The organism is Streptomyces sp. NPDC001068, assembly GCF_042897315.1.
GTDB lineage: Bacteria > Actinomycetota > Actinomycetes > Streptomycetales > Streptomycetaceae > Streptomyces.
Genome location: NZ_JBIAYD010000023.1, coordinates 44309 through 63951, shown reverse-complemented (window position 1 = coordinate 63951; position 19643 = coordinate 44309). Strand labels below are relative to the sequence as shown.

The 19643-nt window shown below is 72.3% G+C and carries 13 protein-coding genes; 3 read left to right on the top strand and 10 right to left on the bottom strand.

All coding sequences use genetic code 11. From position 1 onward, the window contains the following. Positions 1-92 precede the first annotated feature (92 nt). The 6 genes from ACFY3I_RS41100 to poxB all read right to left on the bottom strand — a co-directional run bounded on the left by ACFY3I_RS41100 (position 93) and on the right by poxB (position 7176). Positions 93-563, bottom strand: coding sequence for a nuclear transport factor 2 family protein (locus ACFY3I_RS41100; RefSeq protein ID WP_390866067.1), 471 nt, complete (start codon positions 561-563; stop codon positions 93-95). 222 nt (positions 564-785) lie between these two features. Continuing rightward, a complete protein-coding gene (locus tag ACFY3I_RS41095) occupies positions 786-1919 on the bottom strand; it encodes a glycosyltransferase (protein ID WP_390866066.1) in 1134 nt (377 codons plus the stop codon). A gap of 33 nt (positions 1920-1952) precedes the next feature. Further along, on the bottom strand, positions 1953-2582 hold the full coding sequence (locus ACFY3I_RS41090) for a TetR/AcrR family transcriptional regulator (RefSeq protein ID WP_390866065.1): 630 nt from the start codon (positions 2580-2582) through the stop codon (positions 1953-1955). Positions 2583-2849: 267 nt separating this feature from the next. Continuing rightward, positions 2850-4718 carry an MFS transporter gene (locus tag ACFY3I_RS41085; RefSeq protein WP_390866097.1) on the bottom strand — a complete coding sequence of 623 codons (1869 nt, stop codon included), beginning with the start codon at positions 4716-4718 and terminating at the stop codon, positions 2850-2852. Positions 4719-4805: 87 nt separating this feature from the next. Beyond that, positions 4806-5309, bottom strand: coding sequence for a MarR family winged helix-turn-helix transcriptional regulator (locus ACFY3I_RS41080; protein ID WP_390866096.1), 504 nt, complete (start codon positions 5307-5309; stop codon positions 4806-4808). 133 nt (positions 5310-5442) lie between these two features. Next, positions 5443-7176 (bottom strand): ubiquinone-dependent pyruvate dehydrogenase, encoded by a 1734-nt coding sequence (poxB, locus tag ACFY3I_RS41075; RefSeq protein WP_390866064.1) that lies wholly within the window; start codon positions 7174-7176, stop codon positions 5443-5445. A gap of 1019 nt (positions 7177-8195) precedes the next feature. Here poxB and ACFY3I_RS41070 point away from each other — a divergent pair. Next, complete coding sequence (locus ACFY3I_RS41070; protein WP_390866063.1) at positions 8196-8891, top strand: ricin-type beta-trefoil lectin domain protein; 696 nt, start codon at positions 8196-8198, stop codon at positions 8889-8891. A 77-nt stretch (positions 8892-8968) separates the two neighbouring features. Here the strand turns inward: ACFY3I_RS41070 and ACFY3I_RS41065 are convergent, their stop codons facing one another. Continuing rightward, positions 8969-11971 carry a S8 family serine peptidase gene (locus tag ACFY3I_RS41065; RefSeq protein ID WP_390866062.1) on the bottom strand — a complete coding sequence of 1001 codons (3003 nt, stop codon included), beginning with the start codon at positions 11969-11971 and terminating at the stop codon, positions 8969-8971. Between the two features lie 210 nt (positions 11972-12181). On the opposite strand from ACFY3I_RS41065, the gene ACFY3I_RS41060 reads away from it, so the two are divergent. Then, positions 12182-13165, top strand: coding sequence for a transcriptional regulator (locus tag ACFY3I_RS41060; protein WP_390866061.1), 984 nt, complete (start codon positions 12182-12184; stop codon positions 13163-13165). Between the two features lie 43 nt (positions 13166-13208). Here ACFY3I_RS41060 and ACFY3I_RS41055 read toward each other — a convergent pair whose 3' ends face one another. After that, entirely contained in the window at positions 13209-15146 is a 1938-nt protein-coding gene (locus ACFY3I_RS41055; RefSeq protein ID WP_390866060.1) for a protease pro-enzyme activation domain-containing protein, read from the bottom strand. A 421-nt stretch (positions 15147-15567) separates the two neighbouring features. On the opposite strand from ACFY3I_RS41055, the gene ACFY3I_RS41050 reads away from it, so the two are divergent. After that, on the top strand, positions 15568-18357 hold the full coding sequence (locus ACFY3I_RS41050) for an ATP-binding protein (protein WP_390866059.1): 2790 nt from the start codon (positions 15568-15570) through the stop codon (positions 18355-18357). Between the two features lie 126 nt (positions 18358-18483). Here ACFY3I_RS41050 and ACFY3I_RS41045 read toward each other — a convergent pair whose 3' ends face one another. Together ACFY3I_RS41045 and ACFY3I_RS41040 are read right to left on the bottom strand one after the other, a co-directional pair. Then, on the bottom strand, positions 18484-18684 hold the full coding sequence (locus tag ACFY3I_RS41045) for a hypothetical protein (RefSeq protein WP_390866058.1): 201 nt from the start codon (positions 18682-18684) through the stop codon (positions 18484-18486). Positions 18685-18766: 82 nt separating this feature from the next. Continuing rightward, complete coding sequence (locus tag ACFY3I_RS41040) at positions 18767-19549, bottom strand: TetR/AcrR family transcriptional regulator (RefSeq protein WP_390866057.1); 783 nt, start codon at positions 19547-19549, stop codon at positions 18767-18769. Between the last annotated feature and the right edge of the window lie 94 nt (positions 19550-19643).

The window sequence follows — 19643 nt, the reverse complement described above, 5'->3', positions numbered from 1 at the left end:
GGCGACAAAGCTATTACGCCGTAATGACCGGCCTCCGAGCGGAGTTGACTTGTCGACCTGTCGGCGGGACGGACCACCGGGCCGCCGCCCCGCTACCGCTCGGTGGCCTGGCGCAGATGCCGACTCACATCGCCGGCCATGGTGATGCGGACACGTCGTTCGACGAAACGCCATTGCCCGTCACGGCGTTCGAACCGGTCGTGGTAGCGGCCGGCGGCGATGGGCTGCAAGGGCAGGTCGGGCAGTGCCTGCAGCACGGTGACATAGGCACGCGAGAACGCCGTGCCCGCCGCCTCGTCGACCTCGACGGCGACATTGGTGGTGACGTGCTGGGTTCGCGGCGTGCCGTCGGCGTAGACGATCAGGGTGTCGTGGAACATCTTCTCGATCGCGTCGCGACCCCTCACCGGCTCTCCGCTGCCGATGAAGGTGGCGTCCGCGAGGAGGTCGGCGAGTCGGGCGAAGTCCCCGTCGTCCACGAGCTCCGCGTAGCGGGCGATCAGGTTCTCGACGGCACGGTGGCTCGGCGCCGGACCATCGGGCCGGTGATCGGACGGTGACATGGCTCCTCCAGGCGGGACACACGCCCTGCCGTCGCCGGCAACGGCGGCGGCAGGGCTGATCGACGGGGGTGGTGACACCTACCTTGCCATGCGGCCGGGACGGCCGGACGGCCGGACCGCACACCCGAGCGCGCGCCACCGGTCCGGACGGGACCTGATCCCGCTCCCGTCCGGACCGGACACAGATGTGTGCCGTCCGGGGTTCCGCGGCCGCAGCGGGTGTCAGGTCAGCGCGGCGGCCAGCCGGTCCGCGACCTCGCGTGCCGAGGGCATCGCGGCGATCTGCTCGGCGGCGCGGCGGGCGTTGTCCCGGAACTCGGCGTTGCCGAGCACCTCGGTCACGGCCCGGGCCACGGCCTGCGGACCGGCCGGCGGCAGCACGGCGGCCCCGAGACGCGCCGTCGCGACGGCCCCGGCCTGGAGGAACTGGTCGGCACCCTGCGGGACGACCACCATGGGCAGACCGCGGGAGAGCGTACCCAGCGTCGTGCCCGCACCGCCGTGGGTCACCACGAGGTCGACGCCGTCGAGCAGTTCGGCGAGCGGGGTGAAGGGGACGAACTCCACGTGGTCGAGCCCGTCGCCGTACTCCGCGGCCGTGGCGGTCAGGCCGAGGGTCACCACGAGGTCGGCCTGCGGAGCGAGGGCACCGACGATCGGGCGCAGCAGCGCCGGCCGGCCGAAGTGCGTCCCGAAGGACAGCAGCACCTTGGGCCGGGTCCGGAGCGCGACCGCGACCGGGGCGGGCGGTCCGTCCGTCGCGCCGGGACCGCGGTGGGCCTCGGTCCTCAGCGGGATGCGGCCCGGCGGAGACTGCCAGCCGGGCCCCTGGAGGACCTCGGGGCACGGGTCCACGTACCAGGCGGGGGTGGGCACGGCCAGACCGCGGTCCTTGTAGGCGGCCTCCGCCACCGTGTCGAAGACCTCGGTGAACTCGGCGGGGATGAGCGGCCCGAACGCGTGCGTGGCGTAGGGGACGTCGAGCGCCGCGGCGACGAAGGGGCCCACGTAGTCGGTTGCCTCGGCGACGATCACGTCCGGCTGGAACTCGCGCGCGGCGGCCGTCGCCGCGTCCGCGGTGAGGGCGATCCGCGCCCCCGCGAACACCTCGGCGGCCACGACGGGGCTGGGCACGGTCGGATCGTCCACACCGGCCCGGCGCGCGCCTTCGGCGAGCAGTTCGGGCATCTCGGGGCCGACGGCCAGCAGGCTCAGCCGCTCCGCGTCGAGCATCGGCCCGAAGGCGGCCGAGGTGAGTACGGCCACGTCGTCACCCCGGTCCCGGAACGCGCGGGCGAGCGGGAGCAGCGGCATCAGGTGGCCGTGCGCCGGCGTGCTGGAGAAGAGGATACGCATGTCGGGAGTCTAGAACTTTGATGAAGTAACACTTCATTGAATTCTGTCACACTTGAGCAACAAGGCAGAGCACACGGCATCCTCGAGAAAGACACATGCTTCCTCCCAGTCCCATCCGATCTCCAGCATCCTGAACCAGGACGGCGGCGTCACGAAGTACTCCAGTACCCGGACGGCGTCGCTCGCGGTCACACCTGGGCGCAGCGCGCCGAGCTGTTCCAGACGTCCGGTCACCTGCGCGAAGCGCTCCCGCTCCAGTTGCCTGATCCGGTCCAGCAGGGCCGCCACGCCCTGGTCCACCGTCGCCGCGTCGAAGAGCGCGATCATGGTGTGCCGGTGGTGCCGCACCAGGTCGTGGATGCTGCGCACCACCTGCCGCACCACCTCATCGCCGGTCGTGACGCTCCGGATGGCCACCAGGACCTCGCCGATGCCCGCGTCGTCGGCGGCGCGTTCGGTCAGAGCGGTGACCAGGGCCGGCTTGCTGCCGAAGGCCCCGTAGACGGTGCCCTGGGCGACATCGGCCGCCTCGGCGATGCGCTTGATGGTGACCCGGGCATACCCGTGTTCCGCGAACAACGCCTCGGCCGTGTCCAGGATGGCCGTCCGCGTCGCCGCGGCTGCGCGTTCGCGCACGGTCGAACGGTAGCTGCGCGACGTCATGTGCCCAGTGTAGGAAAGCGGCCGCCGGGCGATCGTTCCCGCCCGGCGGCACACCCGGTCCACGAGCCGTCAGCAGCGGCCGCCGGGCGAGATCTTGCCGTCGGCCCAGCGGCGTCACACGGGTGGGCGGCGGGCGGCGCCCGGGTCGTCGAGGCCGGGGCGACGGCCAGAGCGATCGTCGCCCCGCACATGTGGCGTTCACACCAGGGACGCGAACATGCCGCGGCGGGCGGAGCCGTGACCGGTGCCGCCCGCCGTGGCGGCCGTTCAGCCCGCCGGTACCGTCAGCAGGATGTCGTGGACGACCTGTGCCCCGTCCGCCACGATCGTGGACGTCTGCGGCCGGTAGCCCTCGACGGCGGCGGTCAGGACGTACTGGCCCTGGCCCGGGGCGTCCAGGGTGTAGGTGCCGTCGGAGCCGACGGCGGACCGGCTCAGTTCGCGGCCCTCCACGGTGGTCAGCGTGATCGCGCCCCGCGGCACCGGCCCGCTGTCGGCGAGGCTGATCCGGCCGCGGACCGCCACTTCGGCGGCGGTGCCGGTGGCCGCCGCGTCCGCCTCGACGGCCTCGGCGGCCACCGGCAGGCCCGCCACGGCCTCGGCGTTGCTGAGTTCCTCCGCCGCCAGAGCCAGTCCGCTGGAGGCGCGCAGCGGGACCTCCTTGATGAACAGGGTGACCAGGAACGCGATCAGGGCGACGGGGGCGACGTACATGAAGATGTCGCCGATGGCGTGGCCGTAGGCGCTCTCCAGCCAGGTGCGCACCGGGGCGGGCAGGGCCGCGAGGTCTGGCAGCTCACCGCCGCCGGCGGCCTTCGCCGCGGTGGCCTGGTCCCCCGGGTCGAGCTGGGTGACGGTCTCGCGGGCGTAGTGGCCGATCCGGGTGGTGAGGACGGAGCCGAGCACCGAGACGCCCACCGCACCGCCCAGGGACCGGAAGAAGGTCACCGTGGAGGACGCGGCGCCCAGATCGCCGGGCGACACCTGGTTCTGTGTGCACAGCACCAGGTTCTGCAGGGTCATGCCGACGCCGAGGCCCATGAGCGCCATGCACAGCGCGATGAACGGGTACGCGGTGTCGTGGCGGAGCATGCCGAGCAGGGCCAGGCCCGCCGTCAGCAGGATGCCGCCCGTCAGCAGCCAGCCCTTCCACTTGCCCGTGCGGGTGATGATCCGGCCGGAGACCGTGGAGGAGACGAACAGGCCCGCGATGAACGGGATCGTCATGACACCCGACCGGGTCGGGGAGTCGCCCCGGGCCAGCTGGAAGTACTGGCTGAAGAAGACGGTGCCGGCGAACAGCGCGATGCCGACGAACAGGGAGGCGACCGAGGCCAGGGTGATGGTGCGGTTGCGGAACAGCCGCAGCGGGATGATCGGCTCGCTGGCCCTCGTCTCGACGTACAGGAAGATCAGTGTCAGCGCGATCGACGCGCCGACCAGCGCGTACGTCTGCCAGGACAGCCAGTCGTACTTGTCGTCGGCGAAGGTGACCCAGATCAGCAGGACGCAGACGGCGGCGGTGACGAAGAAGGCGCCCGCCCAGTCGACCTTGACCTGGCGCCTGGTCACCGGCAGGTTCAGCGTGCGTTGGAGCACGACCAGCGCGACGACCGCGAAGGGGATGCCGACGAACAGGCACCAGCGCCAGCCGAGCCAGCTGGTGTCGGTGATGACACCGCCGAGCAGCGGGCCGCCGACGGTGGCGACGGCGAAGGTGGCACCGAGGTAGCCGGAGTAACGGCCCCGCTCGCGCGGCGAGATCATCGCGGCCAGCACGACCTGCGCGAGGGCGGACAGCCCGCCGCCGCCGAGGCCCTGGATGACCCGGGCGGTGATCAGTGTGGCGGGGTTCTGGGCCAGACCGGCCACCAGGGAACCGATGACGTAGATCACCAGCGCCGACTGGACCAGGATCTTCTTGCTGAACTGGTCGGCGAGCTTGCCCCACAGCGGGGTCGATGCGGTCACCGCGAGCAAGGAGGCGGTGACGACCCAGGTGTAGGCGCTCTGGCCGCCGCCGAGGTCTCCGATGATCCGCGGCAGCGCGTTGGTGACGACGGTGGAGGAGAGGATCGCGCAGAACAGGCCGAGCAGCAGCCCCGACAGGGCGCGCATGATCTGCGCGTGTGTCATCGGTGCCTCGGCGGCCCCTCTGCCGCGCTGGGCATGTGCCCGCACACCTGCGCTTGGGGTGGTTGTCATGGGGTCTGTGTTCCTAACTCACTGGGTGACAGCGGGTGTACAGGGGGAGAGGGCGGTGGCCGGCGGTTCGGCGCGAGCGTCGTGCTCGGTCCGCTGCGGGCCGTCGAAGCCGGCCCGCAGCCGGGACAGCAGCGAGGTCAGCCGGCGGATGTCCTCGTCGTTCCAGTCGCTCAGCCGCCGGGCCAGCTCCTGGGCGGTGCGGTCGGACAGTTCGGCGAGCCGGGCCCGGCCCTCGGGGGTCAGACGCAGGATGCGCGAACGCCGGTCCGCGGGGTCGGGGCTGCGGTCGATCCAGCCCCGGTCGGCCAGGTGGGTCACGAGGCGGCTGGTGACGGACATGTCGACACCGAGCAGTTCGGCGAGCCCGCCGAGGCGCAGGTCGCCGTCACGGCCGAGCAGGGCCAGGGCGGTGGCGGATCCGTTGGAGCAGCCGTCCGGGAGGATCCGGGCCAGCTCCCGTCGCACGGAGCCGACGGCGCCCAGCTGACGCATCAGCTCCTCGTAGTCGGCCTTCTGGGCCACGTGTCCCTCCATGGTCATTGCTTAAGGCAACTATGATCCGACTCGATTGCCTAAGGCAAATACTCTGGGTGTGCCCTGGCATACATGTGTTGATGGGTGTGTGTTTCGGGCCCGGCCCGCCGTGGGGCGAGGGTCAGTGCAGGATCCGCCGGGCGACGTTGGTGGTCACCAGGTCGAGCAGTTCCTCGCCCCGGCCGGACAGGACGGTGCGGATCGCGTAGAGGGTGAAGCCCTTGGCCTGCTCCACCGTGACGGCGGGCGGCACGGACAGTTCCTGGCGGGCCGTCATGACCTCCACCAGTGCGGGTCCCTCATGGGCGAAGGCACCCTTGAGCGCGTCCTCCAGGTCACCGGGCCGCTCGACCCGCCGGGCCCACAGCCCGATCGCCTCGGCGACGTCGGCGAGCCGGGGGTTGTCCAGCTCGGTGGCGTAGTTGACGATGCCCGCCGCCTTCATCTCCAGCTCCACGAAGTTCAGCGAGCCGTTGTTGAAGACGACGATCTTGGCGGGGAGCCGGTTCTGGCGGAGCGTGAACAGCTCGCCCAGGAGCATGGTCAGACCGCCGTCGCCGGACAGCGACACCACCTGGCGGCCCGGGTACGCCGCCTGCGCGCCCACCGCGTGCGGCAGGGCGTTGGCCATCGTGCCGTGGTTGAACGAACCGAGCAGCCGCCGGCGTCCGTTGAAGGTCAGGTAGCGGGCCGCCCACACCACCGGGGAGCCGACGTCGACCGTGAAGACCGCGTCCTCGGCGGCGAGCCGGTCGATGGTCCTCGCTACGAACTGCGGGTGGATCGGGGTGCGTTCGCGGTCGTTCACGGCGAGCGCGTCCAGCGACCTGCGGGTGCGGGCATAGTGGGCGAGGGCGTCGTCGAGGTGTCCTCGGCCAACCTTGACGTTCAGCAGCGGCAGGAGTGCGGGCAGGGTGTCCCGGACGCTGCCGGCCAGCGGCAGGTCGACGTGGGTGCGGCGGCCGATCTGCTCGCCCCGGATGTCGAGCTGGATCACCTTCGCGTGCCGCGGATAGAACTGCCGGTAGGGGAAGTCGGTGCCCAGCATCAGCAGGGTGTCGGCCTCTTCGATCGCCTTGTAGCCGGAGGCGAAGCCGAGCAGGCCGGTCATGCCGACGTCGTAGGGGTTGTCGTACTCGACGTACTCCTTGCCACGCAGCGCGTGCACCACCGGGGACTTGAGGGTCTCGGCGAGCCGGACCAGGTCGTCGTGGGCACCGGCCGCGCCGGCGCCCGCCAGGATCGTCACCCGCTTCGCGGCGTTCAGCAGGGCGGCGGCCTCGCGCAGCGCCTCGTCGTCCGGACGGACGACGGTCCGGGCCGGGCGGACCGCGGTGGGGGCCAGGTCGCGGCCGGTCCGGCCGAGGAAGATCTCGCCGGGTACGACGACGACGGCCACCCCCCTGCGTTCGACGGCCGCCCGCATCGCCGTCGCCAGGATGCGCGGCCCGTGTTCCGGGCTGGTGACGGTCTCCGCGTAGACGCTGCAATCGGCGAACAGCTCCTGCGGGCGGGTCTCCTGGAAGTAACCGGAACCGATCTCGCTCCCCGGTATCTGGGCGGCGATGGCGAGGACCGGAACCCGGCTGCGCTGGGCGTCGAAGAGACCGTTGATCAGGTGCAGGTTGCCCGGCCCGCAGCTGCCCACGCAGACGTTGAGCTCTCCGGTCAGCCCGGCCTCGGCGGCGGCCGCGAGGGCGGCGCTCTCCTCGTGCCGCACATGCACCCAGTCGACGTCGTCGTCCCGGCGTATGGCGTCCGTCAGACCGTTGAGGGAGTCACCGGGCAGGCCGTACAGGCGGCGCACGCCGGAGGCCTTGAGGGAGGCGACGACGTGGTCGGCGAAGGTGGGCATACGGGTTGCCTTTCATCGGTCGGGAGCGCGTCCGGCGCACGGCGGAAACCCGCTCGACGGCAGCCGCCCGCACCGGGGCCCGCCACGGTGGACGAGCACATGAGCAGTCTCCGGGAACCGACATTGCGCACACATCCGTCGAATGACTGTGTCAGCGCGACCACCGGGTCCCGGGGTACTGGGTCGGGCGACTGACGGTCTCCGGCACCCGCGCGTGCAGGGACTCCGCGGTAGGGCATCGGCGGACCGTGGCCTGCCGAAGGCCTCAGCACCGTGGGCAGAACACACACGGCCACTCCTCGGGCGGCAGCCGAACCGCGCACGTGTGGACCCGGCATCCGTGCACGGCACCCCGCGGTCCCCTGGTCCGTCACCGTTCACAGAATGGACGGATAGGATCAACCCCCCACGGGCCGCCCGCCGTCCGCACCGCGGACCGGACGCTCGTACATCTCCGGCCCGCGCCGTCGACGCGCCGGTTTGAGTCCCGGGACCCGGACCGGTATGAACCACGTGTCGCAGCCGTGGACGCGCACCGGAACACCCCCCGGGCGTGACATGTGCGACAGGCCCCGCCACCCACGACACCGCTCGGCCACCCTCCCGTACCGCTGCTCGTCCTCGGCCACGCCGGAAAGGAATCCATGAGTCCACCACACGCACCCGGTCCCGCGGAAGATCTCCCCAGAAGGATCCCGGGCAGCGCGCGACCCGCCGCATCCGGGGCCGGCCCGGTCCAGGACGGCACCGCAGGCGGCGAGACGCGACCGACCGGCGGGGAAGGCGCGCCCGAGGCCGGCGGGGGACGCACTGCCCCGCCCCGGCTCGCTCAGCTCTCCTCACTCGGTTCGCGGGGCGGTGCCGGCGGGGACAGACCGGGCAACGCCTCCGCGCGTCGCGGCAGTACGGGCCGGGAGCCCGCCCCGCGCATCGTCGTACCGCTCGAACCGGCAGGCCGGGGTGGTCGGGACAAGGCCCGAAAGGACGGGTTCCGGGGCGCGCTCGCCGTCGTCGGGATCGTGGGGCTGCTCTCGGCAGGCGGTGTCCTGCTGACTCTCAGCCTGCTCGACGGCCATGACGACGACGGAAACGCAGGGACCCCGGTCTCCGTCGACTCCGGTCGCCGCGACGCGGACACCGTCGACGGACTCGGATTCGCGCCGGTCTCCTCGCCGGCGTCCGGCACCGCCGCCGGCGCGACGCCTGACGGTTCCGAGCAGCCCACGTCCACCTCACCGGGCGGCAGTACGCCCGGCAAGGGCTCCGCGTCCCCCGGCGGGCACCCCGGTGCCTCGGCGAAGAGCACCGCCAAGTCCACCCCCCAGGCCGCGGCACCGGGTGTGCGCGTGTACAGCCACGCCTCGCAGCGCTGCATCGACGTCGTGGGCGGCAAGGCCGTCCAAGGCGCCGGACTGATGATCTGGGACTGCGGGCAGACCGCCTCGCAGCACTGGACGTTCACCGCCGGGACCATGCGCGCGCTCGGCATGTGCGTCCAGCCCGCGGGGGGTTCGACCGCCGACGGGACCGGTCTCGAACTCGCCGCCTGCGACGGGAGCCCGGCCCAGCGGTTCACGCTCAACCACCGGAACGACCTGGTCAGCGCAGTCGCCGACAAGTGCTCGGACGTGCGGGACAACGGCACGGCGAACGGCACCCGGCTCCAGTTGTGGTCCTGCTCCGGCGGTGACAACCAGAAGTGGTCCACGTCCTAGCCCCAGGTCGTGTCCGACCGTGCGGTGCGGTGCGGTGCGTGCCGGCCGTCGGACGGCCGGCACGCGGGAGGCCGGGCTCAGCCTCCGATGCTCACCAGTGTGCCGGTTCCGTCCTGGTAGGCGACGTAGGCGGTGGCCGGGGCGGAGGTGTCCACTCCCGACCAGGTGCCGGTGACGGTGAAGGGCAGGCCGGGCTTCGTCGCGGGCCGGGCGGGCCACACGTCGAAGGTGCCGGTCCTGGGCGTGTCCGCGCCCACCACGTTCGCCTGGAGGGAGAACGCGACGGAGGAGTCCGACGAACCGCCGACGCCGGTCGTGATGACGACGACCGAGTACCTGCCCGGCTTCAGGGTCGACAGGCTGACGCGCGCCCGGTTCTCGTACGTGCTCAGGTCCCCGCCCGTTGCGGGCGTACCGTCCGCCCGCAGGGGCACCACCAGCAGGTACAGCTTGTCCTCGGGGTTGTCCGCCGTGGCGAAGAACTCACCCGCCCTGACACCTTCGGGCACAGTGAGGGCGTACTCCCGCAGGTAGTCCGTGTCGGCGGACACTTCGCCGCGCACCGGCACGCCCGCGACCGGACCGTAGGCGGTGAGCGTCTGCTTCTCGGTTCCGGGGGTCACGGAGTAGGAGACGCTGCCCGAGCCGCCGCCGCCGGTGACCCGGCCGGGAGCCAGCTGGCCCTGCGGGGTGACCACGATCGGGCTGCGCACCGACACCCGGCCGCTGCCGGTCCAGGTCAGGCTTCCGGTGACCGGAACCCCCGAGGCCGCGGTGGTGCGCGTCAGCGTGATGCGGACCTTCGCGGTCTGTCCGGCGCGGGTGAAGTGCAGGGTCGAGGGCCGCACCTCCGCCCGGAAGCCCGGCAGGTCGACCGTGGCCCGGTACACGCCGGGCCGGACCGCGGTCAGCGTGCGGGTGAGGGTCCGCGAGCCGAGCAACTGGTCCACCGAGAGGGACGGGTAGTTCAGGTCGCTCGGTGCGACGGGCGCGACGCCGGTCCCGGTGTCCACGCCGAGGCCCTCCTCGTAGGCGAGCCAGTCCCGGTCCGAGGAGTCGTACACCAGGCCGGGGTTGAGCATCGCGGTGGGGTCGACCTCGCCGGAACCCTGCGCGTACGGGTCGGTCTGGGTGCCGCCCGAGTCGGTCCTGGTGTCCACCGCGGTGGTCATCAGCGCGGACTTGACCGCCATCGGGGACCACTTGGGGTGGACGCCGAAGTAGAGGGCGGCGAGGCCGGAGACCTGCGGCGCGGCCATCGAGGTACCCGTCAGGAAGTCGAAGTCGTGCCCTGCGTCGCCGGCGGGGGCCACGGAGGCGAGGACGGCCACGCCGGGTGCGGCGAGGTCCGGCTTGATCAGCGCACCCTTGTTGACGCCCGAGGGTCCGCGCGAGGAGAACGGGGCGATCTGCGGGTAGGGGGTGCCGGTGGAACCGCCCGGCTCCAGCGACACGGTGGCGCCGGAGGTCGCCGCGTAGGCGCGGACCGTCGTGGCCGCGGGTGTGTTCAGATGCACCGTCGGCACCGTGTGGATGTCGGCGTCGGTGTCCAGGTCGCCCAGGTTCACCATCACCATGCCGACGCCGCCGGCCCGTGCCACCTCGGCGGACTTGCTCACCCGCGCCGTCACGCCCCGGTCGCAGACCACGACCTTCCCAGCGGTCTTCGCCGGATCGAGACTGCCCGCCCGGCAGAGGTTCGCGTCGTCCGCCGTCACCCCGGCGGTCCTCGCGTCGGCGGCGAGCACCACGGGCTTCGGCCCGAGTTCGGCGTCCACGGTGATGCTCGCCCCGACGAAGGTGCGGCCGTCGCCAAGCCTGACCGTGGCCTCGGGGGTCCTCATGGTGCTGGCGGCGACCGTGGTCACCCAGGGGACCGTGTTGTCCATCCAGCCGGCCCCGGGGCCGTTGTTGCCCGCGGATGCCGACACGAACACCCCGGCCCGGGCCGCCGCCCGGAACGCCTGCTGCACCGGCGCGTCCAACGGCGATTCCGTGACGGACCCCACGGAGTAGTTGATGACATCGACGCCGTCCGCCACGGCCTGGTCGACCGCCGCGACGATGTCGGAGTCGACCCCGGTGGCGTTCCCGCTCGTGTCCGTCCACAGGGCCTTGTACACGGCGACCGCCGCGCCCGGTGCCACGCCGGAGATCTTTCCGTAGTCCTTCCCGGCCACGGTCGCCTCGACGTTCGCGTCGCCGGCGGCCGTCGAGGCGGTGTGAGTGCCGTGTCCGTCGCCGTCCCGCGGCGACACGTAGTCGTTCCGCTGCTCCGCGGGAGTCTGCGCCTGCCAGCCGTCGCCGAAGTACCGTGCCCCGACGATCTTCGTGTTGCAGGCGTCGGCGGTGAACTGCTCACCGCTCTGGCAGACACCGGTGAAGGTGCCTCCGTCGGCCTTCCTCATCCTGATCACCCCGCCCTTGCGGTAGGGGCGGTACGGGTTCTTGGCGGTGGGCGGCGCGGTGGCCAGCGCGGGCGCGGCGAAGGACGCGCTCTCGGGCCAGGCGCCGGTGTCGATGACGCCGACCACCACGCCCCTGCCGGACTTCGCGGTGCCTCCGAGCGCCGACCACACGCCGTGCGGGCCCGACAGCCCCATGATGTCGGTCGAGCGGGAGTCGTCCGTCACCTTGCTCACCCCGTCCGGAGTGACCTTGAGGACGCCGGGCTCGGTGCTCAGCCGAGCGGCCTGAACCGCCGTCAGGTCAGCGGTGAAGCCGTTGGTCACCACGGTGTACCGCTGCCGGACCCGGGCTCCGACGGCGGCGGCGGCCTTGCTCTGGCGACCCCGAAGGTAGTCCCGGTAGCGGTGTGCGGCGGTGCCGGAGGCGTCGACCCGGCCGCCCGACCGCGGCGCGGTTGCGACCAGGCCGTCCACACCGCCCTGGTAGGCGGCGACGGGCGCGTCCGCGAGGGTGACGATGTAGCGGCCGGAGGGGAGAGGGCCGGTCACGGGGACGGGGGTCAGCGGGTCGGCGGCGGCCTGGGCCGGGGTGCCGGTGCACACGGCGGCCAGGCAGACGGCGAGCGCCGCCGCGCCCCAGGCGAATGTCTTTCTTCGAACCGTGGATCTCACACGTTCCTCCAGGAGGAAGGGCCGGACCGGAGGATGTCTCCAGACCTTCGGGATGGCGCTGCACGTGCGGGTGAAGGGCGCGGACGAGTTGTCAGCGAGGAGAGTGAACGCTGTACCTCGGACAGGTGTCCAGATAATCTGTTGGCAGGTTTGGACGGATGGCCAACCGCGTCACGGATGTCACACGTCTAGCGACGGAGGTATGCATACGTGCTCACGACTCTGGGCATAGCCGAGTCCGAAGAACAGGTGTACCGGTGCTTCCTGGACCGTGGGCGGGCGACCGTCGCCGACATCGTCGCGGACCTGGGGATGCAGCAGGACGGCGTCATGCGGTCCGCCGCCCGGCTACGGGACCTCGGACTTCTCCAGGCCGTCGGCCGCGACCGCTTCCAGGCGACGAACCCCCAGGCCGTGCTGCTGCCCCTGCTGGCCAGGCGGCAGTTGGAGCTGGAGACCGCGCTGGCCTCGGCCCGCACGGAGGTCGACCGCATCGCCGAGCGCTACCGGGAGGGGCGGCTGCGCTCCGATCCGCGCAATCTGGTGGAGGTCCTGTCGGACCGCGAGCTGATCAGGGAACGGGTCGAGGCACTGAGCAACTCCGCGACCAGTCACATGTGGGCCCTGGACCGGCCGCCGTACGTGGGCCGCCCGGACGGCGGACTGCACAGCAACGAGGAGGAGTTCGACATCACGGCCGCCTGGCTGGCGCGGGGCATCGACGTACGCTCGATCTACTGCCCGCAGTCCATGGAGCGCCCCGGGCGGTTCGCCACGGTGCTCCGGCTCGCGGTGCTGGGCGAACGGTCCAGGATGCTGTCGTACCTGCCGTTCAAACTGCACATCATCGACCGGAAGGTCGCGCTGGTCCCCCTGTCCGGCCCGGTCTACGACGACCTGGTCATCATCCATCCGTCCGGCATGCTGGACGCGCTGATCGAGCTCTACGAGGCCTACTGGGCCCGGGCCGAGCCGGTCTCCGGTGCGCTGTCCGCCGAGGACGAGGCGTTCGGCGCGGACGACATCATGCTCCTCGGGATGCTCAAGGCCGGGCTCAAGGACCAGGCCATCGGGCGCCAGCTGGGGTGCAGCACCCGCACCGCGACCCGGCGCGTCGCCGCCGTGCTGACCAAGCTGGGCGCCGACACCCGTTTCCAGGCGGGGAGCAAGGCAGCCATCCGCGGGCTGATCTGAACCGGCCGGGGCCCGGTGGCGGAAGTGGGCCCCGGCTCGGTGGTCAGCGCCTGCGGTACGACTCGACGTAACCGCTTGCCGGCGTGCCCACGCCAGTGACGTCGTCGTAGCCCTTCACGGCCTTGAGTGAAGTGTTCTTGCCAAGGCTGCGGACGGAGGTGAGCAGGCCGTCGGCGGCGTCAACACCGTTGACGAAGTCGACGCGGGCGACCGCGAGTTCGGCACCCGTCGGGATGTCCGTGACGTCGCGGTAGACCTTCGACCCGTACTTGGCGTAGATCGCCGGGTTGGCGAAGCCGATCGCCTTGCCGCCGCGCGCCTCCTGGGCCAGGGCCTGGACGGCCGCGATCACCGGGGCGGCCAGCGACGTGCCGCCGATGCGGCTCTCGCCGTAACGCACCGAACCGTCGGGGTAGGTCTGCGTCAGGCCGATGAGGAAGCCGGTGTTCGGGTCGGCGACCGCGGCGATGTCCGGGACGACCCGGTTGCCCGCAGCACTGTTGGCCGAGGCCAGCTCACCGGGGACGGCACCCTTCTGGTAGGCGGGCTCGGGGACCGTCGTGCTGGTACCGCCGCCTGCTGCGCCGTTGAACGTACCGGGGAAGCCGGCCCAGCTCTTGCCGTCGGCTGAGAGCCTGGCCGCCAGCGTTCCCCAGCCGGTCTCCCACTGGTACGTGTCGCCCTTGCCGACGGCGAGCGAGGTGCCGCCGACTGCCGTCACCCAGGCGGACTCCGCCGGGAAGTTGACCTGCTTCGTCCCAGTGACCAGCTCGTTGTCTCCGCTGTCGCCGGAGGAGAAGTAGAAGCCGATCCCCTGGACCGCGCCAAGCTGGAACACCTGGTCGTAGGCGGCGGCGCTCTCCGGCGTCTGGTTCGCCTCGACGTCGCCCCAGGAGTTGGAGACGATGTCCGCGAGATGGTGGTCGACGACCTTCCCGATCGAGTCGTAGAAGGCGTCCGTCGAGCATGAGGACGCGGCCACGTAAGTGATGCCCGCGTCCGGCGCGACCGCGTGCGCGGCCTCGATGTCGAGGGTCTGCTCCCCGTACCAGCCGGCGGCGTCGCACTCCTCGGTGTCCGTCCACTCGTCCGGCAGCACCTGGGTGAGCTGACCTCGCTTCCAGGTGGCGTCGCCGTTGCGTTTCGCGTAGGTGGCGGCGTCCTGGGCGACGGTCGGCGAGGCGTAGGCGTCGGTGATGGCGATCCGTACGCCCTTGCCGGTGTGCTTCCCGGCCCCGTAGGCCGCGCGTATCTGTTTGCCGGTGTACCCCTTGATCGCGTATGGGACCTTCTTGCCGTACGCGTCGGGCAGAGTGGTCGCGGTCTTGGAACCGTAGTAAGACGAGAACGGCCCTGAGTTGACGAACGCCGCCGCCGGCTGCGGCAGCTGGTCGTCGTGGTCGAGCCGGTGTGGCGCGTCGTCCAGGCCGGTGACCGCGAGGACGGCGTCGCTCACGGACGCCGGCACGGTGGCAGTGGTGGCTGGGGCGCGGTACGTCCTGCCGCCCCTGGCGTAGTCGTGCAGGCGGGTGCCGAACGCTTTCTCGGCGGCGGTCACGTCGCCCTTGACGGAGACGTAGTGCCGGGTTACGTCGGTGACCTTCAAGCCGGCCGACGCGAGCCATGACCTGACCGCGGCCACCTGGGTCTCGGTCGCGCCGAAGCGGGCCTGGGTCTGTCGGGCGGTCAGGTACTTGCCGTACAGCGGCGAGTTCGGGTCGGAGACCGCCTTCGCGTAGGCGGTGAGACCTGCCGCGTCCCGCCCCGCAAGGTAGACCCGCAGGGACACCTGGGAGTCGCCGGCCGCCGCACCCCGGTCCGCCTTGGCCGTCGCCCACGCCGGCTTGGTGCCCGCGATGCCGTGGCGCCCCGCCTCGTCCGCGGCGTGCGCCACAGGTGCACCGAACACCAGCGCGCCCGCGAGCAGCGGCAGCATCGCCATACCGACACCGGCGCGCCGTGGCGTGCGATCGTGCCTCATCCGTCCTCCTGCCGTTCGGTTCCTTCGTTCTGTGGCCGGTGGTGTGAGAAACCCGGCTAGTGGGGGAACGGAACTGCTGCACAGCGGAGTTCATTCTGATGTTCTGTCAAACGCACTATGTGAGAGCCGATTGGCACGATGCCTGTGCCGTGAGTCCCATCGCGTCAGGCACCCGATTCGCCGCCACCGCGAACCGCCCCACACACTTCCCGGCCGTGTCGCACCCACCCGCCTCACCCCGTCGCCGCCCGGCCGAGCGCAGCGGCACCGGCCCGGACGCGAGGCCTCTGACCTGGGCGTCTCATACAATGGCGGGGCACGGACGGAGGGACGCCGATGACACATCACGGACAGGGGCGAAGGTCGCGCGTGTCGGCGTCCGGCGTTCCCGCCGGGCCGGTCCCGGCAGCGGTGGTGACCCATGGAGCGGAATGACGTGCCGCTGACCGGCGCCGCCGAGGCCCTGGTGGGGCGCGAGCGCGACCTGGACCGCGTCCTCGGCGTGTTCGAGCGGCACCCGGACGGCGCGCTGCTGCTGTCCGGGGACCCCGGCGTCGGCAAGTCCGCGATGCTGGACGCCGTGGCCGCGACCGCCGCGCGGAACGGAACCCGGGTGCTGCGGGCGGCCGGTGTCGAGTTCGAGGCGGACATCGGATACTCGGCGCTCAACCAGATCCTGCTGCCGCTGCACGATGCCCTCGACCGGCTCGGCGCCCCCGGCGGGGAGGCCCTGACCGTCGCCCTGGGATTCGGCGCCGGCCCACCGCCGGAGCGCCTGGTCGTCTGCAACGCCGCGCTGACCCTGCTGCGGTCCGCCGCCGAGGACAGCCCCGTCCTGCTGATCGTGGATGACCTGCCCTGGGTGGACCGGGCGAGCGCCGCCGTCCTGGGCTTCCTCGCCCGGCGGCTGTCCGGCGGGCGGGTGCGCTTCCTCGCGGCCTCCCGCACCGGTGCGGCCGGCTTCTTCGACGGCGGCGGCCTCCCGTCGTACGAACTGCCCGCCCTGGACGCGGATTCCGCCGCCCACCTCGTGGACCTGCGCTTCCCGGACCTGGCACACCCCGTTCGGCGGCGTCTGCTGGACACCGCGCAGGGCAACCCGCTGGCACTGCTCGAACTGCCCGACGCGCTGCGCACGGAGCAGAGACAGGCCCGGGAGGTCCTCCCGGCGGTCCTGCCGCTGGGAGAACGGCTCCAGTCGCTGTTCGTCAGCCGGGTCAGGGCACTGCCCGCCGCGACCCGTACCCTGCTGCTGCTCGCCACCCTCGACGGCACCGGCGACCTCGGAGTGCTCGCGGCCGCCACCCGGGAGACGGGCGGCGCCCCGGACCTGCGAGACCTCGACCCCGCCGAGCGGGACAGGCTGGTACGGGTGGCGGAGTCACCGCGCCGCCTGGTGTTCCGGCACCCGCTGATCATGTCCGCCGTGGTGGCGGCGGCCACCGGAAGCGACCTCCGCGAGGCGCATCGCGCCCTCGCCGCGGTAGCGACGAACCGGCCGGAACAGCGCGCCCGGCACCTGGGCGAGGCCACCCTGCAACCCGACGAGGACGTGGCCCTGCTACTGGAACGGACGGCCCGGCGCATCCTGGACCGCGGGGACGCCGTGGCCGCGATCGCGGCGCTCACCCGCGCGGCCGACCTCAGCCCGCGGGGCGCGGACCGGGCGCGACGGCTGTCGGAGGCCGCCTACGTGGGCGCCGAGTCGATCGGCGCGCTGCACAGCGCGTCCCGGCTGCTGGAGGACGCCCGGCGCGCGGATCCCGGGCACGGCACGTCCCTGAACTCAGCGAACGCCGCGGTGCAGCTCGTACTGAACAGTGACGGCGACCTGGCCACCGCGCACCGGCTCCTGGTCGGCGCCATCGAGGAGGGCGACCACGGCTACGACGCCACGGACCCGTCGCTCGTCGACGCATTGCACTTCCTGCTGCTGCTGTGCAATTACGGGGCCAGGGAGGAGCTGTGGGCGCCCTACCACCGGGCCGTCGCCCGACTGCGCCCCGCTCCCCCGCCCCTGCTGCTCGTCGCCGCCCGCACCTGGGGGGATCCCGCCCGCGCCGACGCGGCGACGCTGCGCGAACTGGACGGGATCATCGACGGAGCGCTGCGGGAGACCGATGCCGCCCGGATCGTACGGGTGGGAACCGCCGCGCTCTACCCGGACCGGCTGTCGTCGGTGCGGGAGGCCGCCTGGCGGCTGGTCCGGCAGGGCCGCGAGGGCGGGCCGGTGCGGCGGCACATCGGCGCCCTGCTGCACCTGTGCCTGGACGACTACCACCGGGGCCGGTGGGACGAGGTCCTGGAGCTGTCGGAGGAGGGACTGACGCTCTGCGCCTCCTCCGGGTACGCCGTGTGCACCTGGTTCTTCCAGTACACCAAGGGTCTGGTGACCGCCTCCCGGGGCGACACCGGGACCGCGCACGCGCTCGCCGAGGCGATGACGGGCTGGGCCGCGCCCCGTGGCATCCGCGAGGCGGTCCACTGCGCGCTGCAGGTGCACGCGCTCGCGGACATCGCTGACGGCGACTTCGACGCGGCGTTCCGCCGGGCGAGCGCCGTCAGTGCCGCGGGGGACTTCCCGCCGTACGTCGCGCACGCGGTGTGGGTGTTCTTCGAGCTGGTGGAGGCCGCGGTGCGCACCGACCGGCGGGCGGAGGCGGCGGCACACGTGCGGGCGCTGCGGGAGACGGCGGTCGCCGGGCTCTCGTCCCGGCTCGCCCTGCTGGCCGGCTGCGCCGAGGCCCTCGTCGCGGACGGCGACGCCGAGGCGGCCCGGCTGTTCGCGCGGGCGCTGGCCGTGCCGGACGCGGAGCGCTGGCCGTTCGAGCTGGCCCGGGTACGGCTGGCGCACGGCGAGTGGCTGCGCCGGTCGCGGGCGCTGTCGGAGTCCAAGGGGCCGCTGACGGCCGCGCTGCGGGCCTTCGAGGAACTCGGCTCCTCCGCATGGGCGGAGCGCGCCCGCAAGGAGCTGCGAGCGGCAGGGCGGGTGCTGCCGGACGCGGACGGCCGGTCCGCGGCGGTCCTCACCCCGCAGGAGCGCGAGATCGCGGAACTCGCCGCGAGCGGACTGACCAACAAGCAGATCGCGGAGCGGCTGTTCCTCTCGCACCGCACTGTCGGCGCCCACCTGTACCAGATCTATCCGAAGCTGGGCATCGCTTCCAGGATCGCGCTGCGCGACGCCCTGCGGCGGCAGGACGCGGACTGACCGGGACCTGCGCCGCCGGACGGAACGACGCGCGGGGTCGTTCGTGCGGGGAGCCGCCGAGACATGGACGCTCCCGCACACGACCAGTGGTCCACCGCCGACGTCGAAGCGTCCGACGCGCCCCCCCTACTGGTCCGCGAACGGGCCGGCGGTGTGCGGCGGGAGAGATGTGGCGGCGATGTGGGTCATCAGGGCGGTGACGGTTCCGGTGGAAGTGTTCCGCAGCGCGCTGATGTACGTCGGGAGCATGGCGACCGCGGCGGAGCCGCTGTCGCCGGCAGGCAGGCGACCGCCGAAGGCGGACGGGGACGGGTTGTCGCTGGTCATGCTTCCACGATGCCGCGCGCGAAACGCATGGATGTGACCGTGCGTGCCACCACGTGGGACAATGTGTGCCGGGGCGGGCGGCTCAGGTGTCCCGGCCCGGCCCGGGTGGCCGGGCGTCCGTGTCCACCCCGTCCGCCAGCCGGTCGAGCCACTCCAGGAGCAGGGTCCGCTCGCCGTTGCTGAGCGGCGCGATCTCGGTCTCGCCGAGAGCGGCGAGCAACGCCATGGCATGGCTGGCCACGGCCGTGCCGGAGGCGACGCTGCCGGGTCCCTCCGAACCCGCGGCGGGCAGGGTGAGCGTGTTGATCACCATCTCGCGGGCCTCCCATGCGTTGCGCAGGTCGCGTGCCTTCTCCGGGTGGCTGATCAGGGTGAGGATGGTGCCCACACCGGTGGAGTGCATGACCTCGGTCGCACGCTCGATACTCATCCGCAGACGGCCCGCGGCAGCAACTCGGGTGATCATGCGGCGCAGATCGTCGGCGGCCCGCCGGCCGGTCTGGGGCAGGTGCCCGGGCCGGACCTGGCCGTAGACGAGCGTGTAGTACGCCGGGTGGTCGAGCCCGAACCGGATGTGCAGGTCCCAGGCGTCGCGCAGCGCCTGCACCGGGTCTTCGCCGGTGAACAGTTCGGCCTTGACCTCCAGGTATCGCCGAAAACCGTGTTCGGCCACCGCTTCGAGCAGGCCGTCCTTGTCCCCGAAGAGCCGGAAGATCGACGGCGTCGGGACACCGGCCTGAGCCGCGACGGCCCGGGTCGACACGGCGTCCAGCCCGCCCTCCTCCAGCAGACTCGCCGCGGCCAGCACGATCTTCTGCCTCAGTGCGGGCGCCGACTTGTCGGGTGCCGCCTCCGTATCGATCATGTATCGATGATATCAGTTGTGCGAATCACCGATTCGCGACCGGATCCGGACCGGACGCCTCGCATCCGGGGCATGGCATCCCGGCGGCACGCGC

Excerpts from the sequence above, each read along its gene's own strand:
- ACFY3I_RS41100 (WP_390866067.1), bottom strand. The coding sequence starts at position 563 with ATGTCACCGTCCGATCACCGGCCCGATGGTCCGGCGCCGAGCCACCGT.
- ACFY3I_RS41095 (WP_390866066.1), bottom strand. The coding sequence starts at position 1,919 with ATGCGTATCCTCTTCTCCAGCACGCCGGCGCACGGCCACCTGATGCCG.
- ACFY3I_RS41090 (WP_390866065.1), bottom strand. The coding sequence starts at position 2,582 with ATGACGTCGCGCAGCTACCGTTCGACCGTGCGCGAACGCGCAGCCGCG.
- ACFY3I_RS41085 (WP_390866097.1), bottom strand. The coding sequence starts at position 4,718 with ATGACACACGCGCAGATCATGCGCGCCCTGTCGGGGCTGCTGCTCGGC.
- poxB (WP_390866064.1), bottom strand. The coding sequence starts at position 7,176 with ATGCCCACCTTCGCCGACCACGTCGTCGCCTCCCTCAAGGCCTCCGGC.
- ACFY3I_RS41055 (WP_390866060.1), bottom strand. The coding sequence starts at position 15,146 with ATGAGGCACGATCGCACGCCACGGCGCGCCGGTGTCGGTATGGCGATG.
- ACFY3I_RS41050 (WP_390866059.1), top strand. The coding sequence starts at position 15,568 with ATGGAGCGGAATGACGTGCCGCTGACCGGCGCCGCCGAGGCCCTGGTG.
- ACFY3I_RS41045 (WP_390866058.1), bottom strand. The coding sequence starts at position 18,684 with ATGACCAGCGACAACCCGTCCCCGTCCGCCTTCGGCGGTCGCCTGCCT.
- ACFY3I_RS41040 (WP_390866057.1), bottom strand. The coding sequence starts at position 19,549 with ATGATCGATACGGAGGCGGCACCCGACAAGTCGGCGCCCGCACTGAGG.